The following is a 10,481-nucleotide window of genomic DNA, read 5'->3' as shown; positions in this document are numbered from 1 at the left end:
GCCCGGACCTGCTGCATCGCCTGATTGCCAGACATGGCGCCGAGCGCGTTGACGAAGTCCTCCTCGTGGATGAGCTGCCAGAGCCGGTTGGCGCCCATTTCGGCGAGGCTCTGCCGGATCTGGACCGAACCGCGCAGCCGCTTCACGTCCTCTGGCGAGTAGGGCCGCTCGATGCCGTCGAAGCGGCCTTCCGGCGCCGAGGGGACGAGGTTGTAAAAATCGGTCATTTGGTCACTCCGGGTAAATCGCTGCTGGGATGGAAACGCCGCCTCATGGAGAATTCCGCGCCGTTTTGGTGTGACAGCATTTACATTTCAGCGCGAAACAGGCGAGGAAAACCAGAAGATTGGCGGGAAAATAAGTGAAAACCTGTGTTGTGTTTGACAGCTAGGCGCTGTAATTTTGTCGCGATTGTAAAACGCCGACATGGCCATCTGCGTACGGAAGTCATGTAAATTTCTGTCAAGGACAGTCGAGTGGCTGACCAGAAGATCTTCGCCGGGCCGCGCATCCGCCGTATCCGCAGCGCCAAGGGCCTGACCCAGACGGCGATGGCCGAAGGGCTCGGCATCTCGCCGTCCTATCTCAATCTCATCGAGCGCAACCAGAGGCCGCTGACGGTCCAGCTGATCCTGAGGCTGGCCTCTGTTTACAAGGTCGACCCGCATGAATTGCAGGGCGAGGCGAGAGGCTCGGTCGCCGCCTTGAAGGAGGTGTTTTCAGATCCGCTGCTGGTCGGCGAATTGCCAGGTGACCAGGAGCTGATCGAGCTTGCCGAGGCGGCGCCCAACGCTTCCGCCGCGGTGATAAAACTGTTCCGCGCCTATCGCGAGCAGGCCGAGCGCCTTTCCGACCTCAACGAGCTTCTCGCGCGCGAGGGCAAAGCGACGGCACTCTCCGGCGCCCGCTTGCCGATCGACGAGGTGCACGAGATTTTCGAGCGCCGGCCGAACCATTTTGCTGCGCTCGAAGCGGAAGCCGAGGCATTCACGTCGGTGCTCGATCCCGGCGACGATCTGTTCAGTGCGCTGAAGGCCTGGCTGAAGCGCGAATACGGCATCGTCGTCAAGGTGCTGCCGGTCGCCACCATGCCGAACTGGCGCCGCCGCTACGACCGCCACTCGCAGCGTCTTTTTCTGTCCGAGCGCCTGTCGCCATTCGACCAGTTGCGCGAGGTGGCGATGGAGGCCTGTCTGATCCGCATGACGGTCGCGGTGGCAGGCGAGATCCAGGCGCTGAAGCTGAGCACGGATGAAGCTCGCCGGCTCGCCCGCTTCGAGCTTGGCCGCTACGCCGCCCATGCGCTGATGATGCCCTATCAATCCTTTCACGCGGCAGCACACCGCGCCCGTTACGACATCGACGTGCTGCGCTCGCGCTTCGGCGTCTCCTTCGAGCAGGCGGCGAACCGCCTGACCATGCTGCAGCGGCCGGGCACGCCGGGCGTGCCGTTCTTCATGCTCGAGGTTGATAATGCCGGCAACCGCTTCCGCAAAGCGGGCAGCCAGGGCTTTCCGCAAAGCCGCTTCGGCGGCAATTGTCCGAAGCTTCCCGTGCATGCCGCCTTTACTCAGCCCGGCCAGATCTTCGTCGAGGCGGTGGAAATGCCCGACGGCGCCGAATTCCTCTGCGTCGCCCGCACGCTCGAAGGACCGCAAGGCTCATTTTCGGAGCGCCCGCGCCGTACCGCACTTCTGTTGGGCTGCGACATCGGCTTTCGTGACGAGATCGTCTATGGCGCGGCACTGCCGGGGCCGGCTGCCGCAGCGACAGGAAAAGCCGGACAGGGCACCAATCCGGCCACGCCGATAGGCCCCGCCTGCCGGCTGTGCGAACGCATCGGCTGCCTGGCCCGCGCCGAGCCGCCGGTGACGCGCCCGCTCGGTCTCGACGAGATGGTGACCGGACTAAGCGCCTTCGATTTTCAGTGAGGCCTTGGCAGGCGACCTGCCGTCCTTGCCACAACCGTCGCCGTCCGCTGGATCACGCCTGGCAATGGTCTTTGCGTTACGCCAATGAGGCACGTTCTTGGCGTCCGTTGCGCATCGTGCCGCCCCGAAATCGTCGACAGTCGTGCCCATGACCGACACCGCATCATCACCGATCGCCGTTTCGCCTGCCGTCTCGCCGCGTGAGGAGCGTATCGGCTTCCTGTTGATATTCCTGTCGGCGCTGATGTGGAGTTTCGGCGGCGCCATCGCCCGCTTCATCGACGCCGGCGACAGCTGGACGGTGGTGTTCTGGCGCTCGGTCTGGGCCGCCGCCTTCCTGATCTGCTTCATGGTCTGGCGCGACGGCTGGCACGGCACGGTGAGGTTGTTCCGCGGCATGGGCCTGCCCGGCCTTGCCGTGGCGTTCTGCTTCGCCACCGCATCGACCTCTTTCGTAGTGGCGCTTGCCTATACCACTGTCGCCAACATCCTTTTGATGCAGGCCGGCGTGCCGCTCTTGGCGGCGCTGTTTGCCTGGGTGCTGTTTCGCGAACGGGTGGCCTTGGCAACCTGGGTGGCTATTGCAGCCGTTATTGCCGGCGTTGCCATCATGGTATCGGAATCGCTCGATGGCGCTGTTTCGCCCATCGGCGACGGCTTGGCGCTGCTCATCGCTGTGATGTTTTCGATCGCCACCGTCATCACGCGGCGCTTTGCCCATGTGCGCATGACGCCGGCGACCTGCCTCGGCACGATGCTTGCCGCCGCGTTCGCGGCGTCCCAGGCATCGCAATTCGGCGTATCCAGCAGCGACATGGGCTTCCTCTTTGCATTCGGTGTGGTCAATCTAGGTCTCGGCCTTGCCTTCTTCGCCACCGGCGCCCGGCTTGTTCCGGCGGCGGTCGCTGCACTGCTCGGCACTTTCGAGCCGATCCTCGGCCCGATCTGGGTCTGGCTCATCCATTCCGAGGTGCCGTCGGGACGCACCATCCTTGGCGGCACGGTCGTGGTCACGGCGCTGCTCGTCCATATCGGGCTCGAATTCAAGCGTCAGGCGCGGCCCGTGCGGCCGGGTGTCACCGGCATGCCGTCGCCTAATTGATGCAGCGCACGCGCCAAAGCGAGATGAGCCATTGACAATGGCGCAGCCGCGCGGGCAGGCTGCCAATACGGCAACAACAAGACAGGCTCATCTTGCCAAGTCTCCCCTCCGGCCCGACGGAGACCGGACAACATCGTCGTATCCCTGCCCGCGCCGTGGCGAGAGCCTTTGACGGCGCCGGAATGCCACCTGGATCACGACATAGGAACGGGGGGCTTGGCCGCTGCGCATCGAACCACGATTGGGTTGGCGGTTCGCGCTTGTCGCTTGTCGGAAAGCTCAATAATCTGAAGCAAACGCCCAGCCGCGCAGCCCCGCGACGAGTTGGCGATGGAACACTCATCAAAGGAGAGACGCATGACCCGCAAAGCATTCTGGCTTTCGGCGACCTCGGCATTTCTGACGCTTTTCACCCTCGGCGCTCATGCCCAGGACCGCGTCGTCAATGTCTATAATTGGTCGGATTACATCGACAGCTCGATCATCGAGGATTTCACCAAGGAAACGGGCATCAAGGTCACCTATGACACCTTCGATTCCAACGAACTCCTGGAGACGAAACTGCTTGCCGGCGGCAGCGGCTACGATGTCGTCGTGCCGACCGCCAATTTCCTCGCACGCCAGATCCAGGCAGGTGTGTTCCAGAAGCTCGACAAGTCGAAGCTGCCCAACATTTCCAACATGTGGGACATCGTTTCGGAGCGCACAGCCAAGTACGATCCCGGCAACGAATATTCGATCAACTACATGTGGGGCACGGTCGGCCTCGGGTATAACGTCAAGAAAGTGCAGGAAGCGCTCGGCACCGACAAGATCGATAGCTGGGACGTATTCTTCAACCCGGAAAAGCTGGCCAAGCTGAAGGATTGCGGCGTCTATGTCCTCGATTCCCCGAGCGACATCCTCCCGAACGCCTTCAAATATCTGGGCATCGATCCCGAGACCACGTCGCCGGACGATTTCGCCAAGGCGGAAGAACTGATGCTGAAGATCAGGCCTTACATCCGCAAGTTCCACTCGTCGGAATATATCAACGCACTGGCCAATGGCGACATCTGCCTGGCCGTCGGCTGGTCGGGCGACGTGTTCCAGGCGCGCGACCGTGCGACGGAGGCTAACCGTGGCGTCGAGATCAGCTATTCCGTGCCGAAGGAAGGTGCCGAAATGTGGTTCGACCAGATGGCGATCCCGGCCGACGCGCCGCATGTCGCCGAGGCGCATGAATTCCTGAATTACATGATGAAGCCGGAAGTGATCGCCAAGTCGAGCAACTACGTCTTCTACGCCAACGGCAACAAGGCATCGCAGCAGTTCATCGACAAGGAGATACTCGAGGATCCGGCGATCTATCCGGACGAGGCGACGCTGGCGAAGCTGTTCACCATCGCCCCCTACGATTCCAAGACCCAGCGCGTCGTCACCCGCACCTGGACCAAGATCGTCACCGGGCAGTAGGCGACAATCAACGACCCCGGCAGGTGCTGCCGGGGTCAAGTCTTCTGGAGACAGAACGCAGGACGGAGTGGGATATGAAATCGCTTGGCAGCATCCGCAGGGATTTCGCGCCGTGGAACGATCCGAACGCCAAGCCATACATCCAGTTCGACAAGGTCACCAAGAAGTTCGGTGACTTCACCGCCGTCAACAATCTGTCGCTGACCATATTCGAGCGCGAGTTTTTTGCCCTGCTCGGGGCGTCGGGATGTGGAAAATCGACGCTTTTGCGGATGCTCGCCGGCTTCGAGGAGCCGACCGCCGGCCGCATCCTGCTCGATGGCCAGGATTTGCGCGGCATCCCGCCATACCGGCGGCCGGTCAACATGATGTTCCAGTCGTATGCGCTGTTCCCGCACATGACGGTCGAGAACAACATCGCTTTCGGCCTTAAGCAGGACGGCATGCCGAAGCCCGAGATCGCGGCGCGCGTTGGAGAGATGCTGAAGCTGGTCAAGCTCGAGCAGTTCGCCAAGCGCAAGCCGCACCAACTGTCCGGCGGCCAGCGCCAGCGCGTGGCGCTTGCCCGCTCGGTCGCCAAGCGGCCGAAGGTCCTGCTGCTCGACGAGCCGTTGGGCGCGCTGGACAAGAAGCTGCGCGAGGAAACGCAATTCGAACTGATGGATCTGCAGCAGTCACTCGGCCTCACCTTCGTCGTCGTCACCCATGACCAGGAAGAGGCGATGACCATGGCCGACCGTATCGCCATCATCGACAAGGGCGAGGTGATGCAGGTGGCGACGCCGGCCGAAGTCTACGAGGCGCCGGGTTCCCGCTTCGTCGCCGGCTTTGTTGGCAACGTCAACATGTTCGAAGGCAAGATTGCGCATGGCGAGGCAGGCAGCGCAAGCATCGATGCGGGCAACGGCATCACGATTCGGACGGAGAATGCCGGTGATGCGCCCCCCACCGGCGCGGCCGTCGCCTTCGCGATCAGGCCGGAGAAGATCAAGATATCGTCGACGAGACCGGCCGGTGCCGTTAACGCCATCGAGGGCGAGGTTTACGATATCGCCTACCTCGGCGACATGACCGTCTATCACGTCAGGCTTGACGACGGCCAGGTGGTACGGGCGAGCACGATGAACGCGGCCCGCCTCGCCGAGGATCCGCTGAGCTGGAACGACCGTGCCTGGGTGTCGTTCAGGCCGGACGCCGGCGTCGTGCTGACGCGATAGGGGCGGTCATGTCGAATGCCGCTGTCACCGCTGCAACGAGCTCTCGGGCCGCCGATGCGGGCAAATCCGCCCTGGCCAGACTGGGAGAGGCCGTCGTTGGCCGCCTTGTCATCATCATCCCCTATCTGTGGCTGGTCTTCTTCTTCCTGATTCCGTTCGTCATCGTCTTCAAGATTTCGCTGTCGCAGACGGCGATCGCCATACCGCCCTACGCGCCGGTACTTGGCTTCGGCGATGGGCTTTCCGGTTTTTTCGCTCAGCTGAAACAGCTCAGCATCGATAACTACACATGGCTGACGCAGGACGCGCTCTACATCAACGCCTATGTGACGAGCGTCGTCGTCGCCGCCATTTCAACGGTGCTGACATTGCTTGTCGGCTACCCGATCGCCTATGGCATGGCCCGTGCGCCGGCGATGCTGCGCCCGACTTTGCTGATGCTGGTGATCCTGCCGTTCTGGACCTCGTTCCTGATCCGCGTCTACGCCTGGATCGGCATCCTCAAGCCCGAGGGGCTGCTCAACCAGCTGCTGCTCGCCACCGGCGTCATCAGCCAGCCGCTGATCATCCTCAACACCTACACGGCAATCTTCATCGGCATCGTCTATTCCTATCTGCCGTTCATGGTGCTGCCGCTTTATTCCGCCCTCGAGAAAATGGACTATTCGCTGATCGAGGCGGCCAAGGATCTCGGTTGCCCGCCGACCAGCGCCTTCTGGAAGATCACCTTTCCGCTGTCGCTGCCCGGCGTCATCGCCGGTTGCCTTCTGGTGTTTATTCCCGCCGTTGGCGAGTTCGTCATTCCCGACCTGCTCGGCGGATCGCAGACCCTGATGATCGGCAAGACGCTGTGGAACGAGTTCTTCGCCAATCGCGACTGGCCGGTGTCGTCGGCCGTCGCCGTCATCCTGCTGTTGCTGCTGATCGTGCCGATCATGCTCTTCCAGCGGGCCCAGGCCCGCGCCCAGGAGCAGGACAAATGAACCCGACCTGGAGCCGCTTCAACATCACTTCGATCGTGCTGGGCTTTGCCTTTCTTTACCTGCCGATTGTCCTGCTCGTCGTCTTCTCCTTCAACGAGTCGAAATTGGTCACCGTCTGGGGCGGCTTCTCGACCAAATGGTACGTCTCGCTGTTCCACAACCAGGGCCTCATGGACGCCACCTGGGTAACGGCTCGCGTCGCCGTCATCTCGGCCACCGTGGCGACCGTGCTCGGCACGCTGGCGGCTCTCACCCTGACGCGCTACACGCGCTTCAAGGGCCGGATGCTGTTTTCCGGCATGGTCTTTGCGCCGTTGGTCATGCCGGAAGTCATCACCGGCCTGTCGCTGCTGCTGCTCTTCGTCGCCGTCGGTCTCGACCGCGGCTTTCTCACCGTCACGCTTGCCCACATCACCCTGACCATGTGCTTCGTCGCGGTCGTCGTGCAGTCGCGCCTGATCACGTTCGACCGCTCGCTGGAAGAGGCCGCGATGGATCTTGGCGCGCCGCCGGTGAAGACCTTCTTCCAGATCACGCTGCCGGTCATCATGCCGGCGATCGTGTCTGGCTGGATGCTGGCGTTCACATTGTCGCTCGACGATCTGGTCATCGCCAGCTTCACCTCAGGGCCCGGCGCCACCACGCTGCCGATGAAGATCTACAGCCAGGTTCGTCTCGGTGTGACGCCGGAGATCAACGCCGCCTGCACCATCCTGATCGCGGTCGTGGCGGTCGGCGTCATCATCGCTTCGCTCGCCAACAAGCGTCGCGAGGTGCAGCGCCAGCGCGATGAGCAGGCCGCACAGCGTGGGTGACGAAAGGGGGGCGGCAATACGCTCGTTGCCTACTCTCCGGAAACCCCGCGGCTTATCGGCGAAACGAACGGCGTGCTCCACGTTCCGCCGACGAAGAACGAAGACTGGTTGGGACCCTGGTTATTTGTCTGCGTGGCTGGCTGGTCCGCCTGAATGATGCCGCCGGACAGCGCCAGCCCGCGCCCGGCATAGGAGGCGATGCCGGAAAGCCAGATCTTGTACTTCGCCGAATTCGCTTCGGCCTTGTCGATCTTCGCCACACCGTTCGAAATGCTCGCCTTGAGTTCGGCCCCGTCGATCGGCAGCGTTCCGTCGGAGACATCGTCGAGCGCGAAGAACCCGCCCTGTTCGTTGTGTTTGAGAAACACCGGCAAATTGAACCGGCTCAACGCGCCCTGGCCGAATTTCGCCGAAACCGAGCCGTCGGCGTTCTCGAAAATGGAATCCCAGGTTCTGCCCGGCCCCTTGAGGATGACCGAAATGGTTCCCGTGCCGATCGGCACCAGTCGCGTCATTCCGGCTGCGGTGCCAAAAGCCCCACCATCGATGTCGGAGGCGAGCAGCCTGATCTCGACCTGCGTGCCTCCCGGCTTGCGGTCGAAACGAAGACTGCTCTGGATGTTGCCGCCAAAGGCCGATGCATCGGAAATATCGAAGACGGCAAGACCGTTCTTGACCTGGGCGGCGGCGGCGACGTCGGCAAGCTGGATGGCGCCTGCAGTGGCCTGCGCTGCCGACAGTCTGAGATCGAGATCGATCCGGTCGGCGACGCTTATGTCGATTTCGCCTGGACCAGCGCCGTCCGCAGGCGCCAGGGGGGTGAAGGCGGAGAGAAACGACCGCAAGTCGAGCGTCTCGAAGGCGAGCGTACCGGCGATCACCGGCCGCGCCTCGCCAAAGGAGAAGTCCAGCGCACCCATTCCCGGATTGTCGTCCAGAGCGATCTCGGTGTTTTCGAATTTAATGCGGCCCGAGGTCGCCGTGACCTTGCTGGAAACGGAAACCGAGCCGATTGCCGCGCCCGGCGCGATGCCGGCCCGCGACCATTCGAGCACGCGCCTGAGCGAGGGTGCGGCAAATTTCGCCTGGCCGTCGAAATAGGCATTCTCGGACATGCTGGCCACGCCGTCGAAGGAAAAACTGGCAGGGGCCGCCTTGAAGGAAAGCGTCATCGGCGCCGCACCGCCCCCAAACAGCACCAGCGGGTTCGACGATGCGGCATCCACGGCGATGCTTTCGCCACGCCAGATCCCGGTCGCCGACAGCGTCGCATTGCTGTTCATGGCGGCCCAGTTCGCCTGTCCGCTCAGGCTGCTCAGTATCTCAGCGTCCTTACCATCGACGGAGGTCACCACGCGGCCGTTCCTGAACTCTACGGTGCCGAACGGATCAGCCGGCAGCTTGCTCAGGTCCGGTTTGGCTGGATTGGCGCTGACCACGGCGCGGGCGATGTCGATGGAACGGGTGATGCGCCCGCCTGAGGGCAGGGCGGGCAGGAAAAGCCCATGTGCTGCGCGTTGAACCCTGATCGTCGGCCGGATCAGCCGCGCCGTCGAGAACACCACATCGCCGCGCAACGCCGCCATGGCGGAGAGATTGACCTCGACCCGTTCGGCCTCGATCACCGGCGGGGCGTCGGTTTCTGTCCATTGCGAAAGCGTCACGTCGGTCAGGATGGCCCGGAAATTCGGCCAGACCTCGATCCGCGGGGCGCCGTCGATGGTGACCCTGAAACCGCTCCATGCACTCATTTCCCAGGCGATGCGGTCGCGCACGATGCGGGTCGAGGCGACGAGCGGAAGGGCGGCAACGGCCAGCGCGATGACGAGCACGGCAACGCCGATCGCCCATATTCCGCGCCGGATCAAAGGTGATGACATGTCGCCCGTATGCTTCCGTTCCGACCAAAAATCGCCCGACAGGTGTAATCCCAGTCGTCACTACGACTTAGGGCTGACGCATTTCAAGTCTTTATGGCCCGGCGATGGCATTTGCGCACATCCGCGTCGCGCGGCCGAACAAAATCTTGCTCTGCTGCGACGCGATATGCATAAGCGATCCCAATGCCTGTCGCCAAAATGCGCAACCTTTTGGGATAACGACATACATAAAACAAAAGTCTAAAGCGCGTCGCGTGAACTCTTCAAACGTGACGTGTTTTAAGGAGGAACGATCATGGCTGGCGACGCACCGCTCTGGGCACCGACGAAAGACCAGGTCGACGCGGCGCCGATGACTGCCTTCATGCAGGCCGCCGCGGCCGCAACCGGCAAGGTTTTTTCCTCCTATGCCGAACTACACCGTTGGTCGATCGACGATCGCGAGGCATTCTGGAGCCTGGTCTGGAACTTTTGCGGGATCGTGGGCGACAAGGGCGCCGGTGGCGGCGAACGCGTGCTTGTCGATGGCGAGAAAATGCCCGGCGCTGCGTTTTTTCCCGACGCGAAGCTGAACTTCGCCGAGAATCTGTTGAAGAAAACCGGACTCGGTGACGCCATCGTCTTTCGCGGCGAGGACAAGGTCGAGCGCCGGCTTTCCTGGAATGAGCTGCATGCGCTGACCTCGCGGCTGCAGCAGCTTTTCCTGTCGCTTGGGGTGAAAAAGGGCGACCGTATCGCCGCCATGATGCCCAACATGCCGGAGACCGTCGCGGCAATGCTGGCGACAGCCTCGATCGGCGCCGTCTGGTCGTCCTGCTCTCCCGATTTCGGCGAACAGGGCGTGCTGGACCGGTTCGGGCAGATCGAGCCTGTCGTCTTCATCGTGCCCGACGGTTACTGGTACAATGGCAAGGCGATCGAGGTCGCCGACAAGATCGCGGCCGTTGCGGCAAAGCTCGTCACCGTCCGCAAGATCCTGATCGTCGACTATCTCGGCACGTCGACCGATGTGGCGGCGACCATCGAGAAGGCGACTGCGCTGGACGAGGCGCTCTCATCCTTTGCCACAAAGCCCGTCACCTTCGCACGGTTACCGTT

At 62.5% G+C, this 10,481-nt stretch carries 8 protein-coding genes and 1 pseudogene; 7 read left to right on the top strand and 2 right to left on the bottom strand.

Annotation, left to right across the window (positions count from 1 at the left end; all coding sequences use genetic code 11):
• Nucleotides 1-227: pseudogene (locus tag EOA85_RS17175) on the bottom strand (isocitrate lyase); the annotation flags it as partial.
• A gap of 249 nt (nucleotides 228-476) precedes the next feature.
• On the opposite strand from EOA85_RS17175, the gene EOA85_RS17170 reads away from it, so the two are divergent.
• From EOA85_RS17170 to EOA85_RS17145, 6 genes are all read left to right on the top strand, one after another.
• Nucleotides 477-1,931, top strand: a complete 1,455-nt coding sequence (locus EOA85_RS17170; protein WP_029348422.1) for a helix-turn-helix domain-containing protein — start codon at nucleotides 477-479, stop codon at nucleotides 1,929-1,931.
• A gap of 148 nt (nucleotides 1,932-2,079) precedes the next feature.
• Entirely contained in the window at nucleotides 2,080-3,033 is a 954-nt protein-coding gene (locus EOA85_RS17165) for a DMT family transporter (RefSeq protein WP_065010775.1), read from the top strand.
• Between the two features lie 357 nt (nucleotides 3,034-3,390).
• A complete protein-coding gene (locus EOA85_RS17160) occupies nucleotides 3,391-4,488 on the top strand; it encodes a polyamine ABC transporter substrate-binding protein (protein WP_029348419.1) in 1,098 nt (365 codons plus the stop codon).
• Nucleotides 4,489-4,562: 74 nt separating this feature from the next.
• Nucleotides 4,563-5,705, top strand: a complete 1,143-nt coding sequence (locus EOA85_RS17155) for an ABC transporter ATP-binding protein (RefSeq protein WP_127210514.1) — start codon at nucleotides 4,563-4,565, stop codon at nucleotides 5,703-5,705.
• A gap of 8 nt (nucleotides 5,706-5,713) precedes the next feature.
• Nucleotides 5,714-6,688 carry an ABC transporter permease subunit gene (locus EOA85_RS17150; RefSeq protein WP_095519031.1) on the top strand — a complete coding sequence of 325 codons (975 nt, stop codon included), beginning with the start codon at nucleotides 5,714-5,716 and terminating at the stop codon, nucleotides 6,686-6,688.
• Nucleotides 6,685-7,503 (top strand): ABC transporter permease subunit, encoded by an 819-nt coding sequence (locus EOA85_RS17145; protein ID WP_065010779.1) that lies wholly within the window; start codon nucleotides 6,685-6,687, stop codon nucleotides 7,501-7,503. The genes EOA85_RS17150 and EOA85_RS17145 overlap by 4 nt, the downstream gene beginning before the upstream one ends.
• A 29-nt stretch (nucleotides 7,504-7,532) precedes the next feature.
• On the opposite strand, the gene EOA85_RS17140 is transcribed toward EOA85_RS17145, so the two are convergent.
• A complete protein-coding gene (locus EOA85_RS17140; protein ID WP_127210513.1) occupies nucleotides 7,533-9,383 on the bottom strand; it encodes an AsmA family protein in 1,851 nt (616 codons plus the stop codon).
• Nucleotides 9,384-9,678: 295 nt separating this feature from the next.
• Between EOA85_RS17140 and EOA85_RS17135 the strand changes: the two genes are divergently transcribed.
• A partial coding sequence (locus tag EOA85_RS17135; protein ID WP_164759706.1) for an AMP-binding protein occupies nucleotides 9,679-10,481 on the top strand: 803 nt, incomplete at its 3' end.

Origin of the sequence: Mesorhizobium sp. M5C.F.Ca.IN.020.29.1.1, from assembly GCF_003997375.1 — a bacterium.
Lineage (GTDB): Bacteria > Pseudomonadota > Alphaproteobacteria > Rhizobiales > Rhizobiaceae > Mesorhizobium > Mesorhizobium wenxiniae.
Note: the sequence above shows the minus strand (reverse complement) of the source record. Positions and strands in the feature narration are given on the sequence as shown.

Coding starts and splice junctions, on each gene's coding strand:
- EOA85_RS17165 (WP_065010775.1), top strand. CDS start 2,080: ATGACCGACACCGCATCATCACCGATCGCCGTTTCGCCTGCCGTCTCG.
- EOA85_RS17160 (WP_029348419.1), top strand. CDS start 3,391: ATGACCCGCAAAGCATTCTGGCTTTCGGCGACCTCGGCATTTCTGACG.
- EOA85_RS17155 (WP_127210514.1), top strand. CDS start 4,563: ATGAAATCGCTTGGCAGCATCCGCAGGGATTTCGCGCCGTGGAACGAT.
- EOA85_RS17150 (WP_095519031.1), top strand. CDS start 5,714: ATGTCGAATGCCGCTGTCACCGCTGCAACGAGCTCTCGGGCCGCCGAT.
- EOA85_RS17145 (WP_065010779.1), top strand. CDS start 6,685: ATGAACCCGACCTGGAGCCGCTTCAACATCACTTCGATCGTGCTGGGC.
- EOA85_RS17140 (WP_127210513.1), bottom strand. CDS start 9,383: ATGTCATCACCTTTGATCCGGCGCGGAATATGGGCGATCGGCGTTGCC.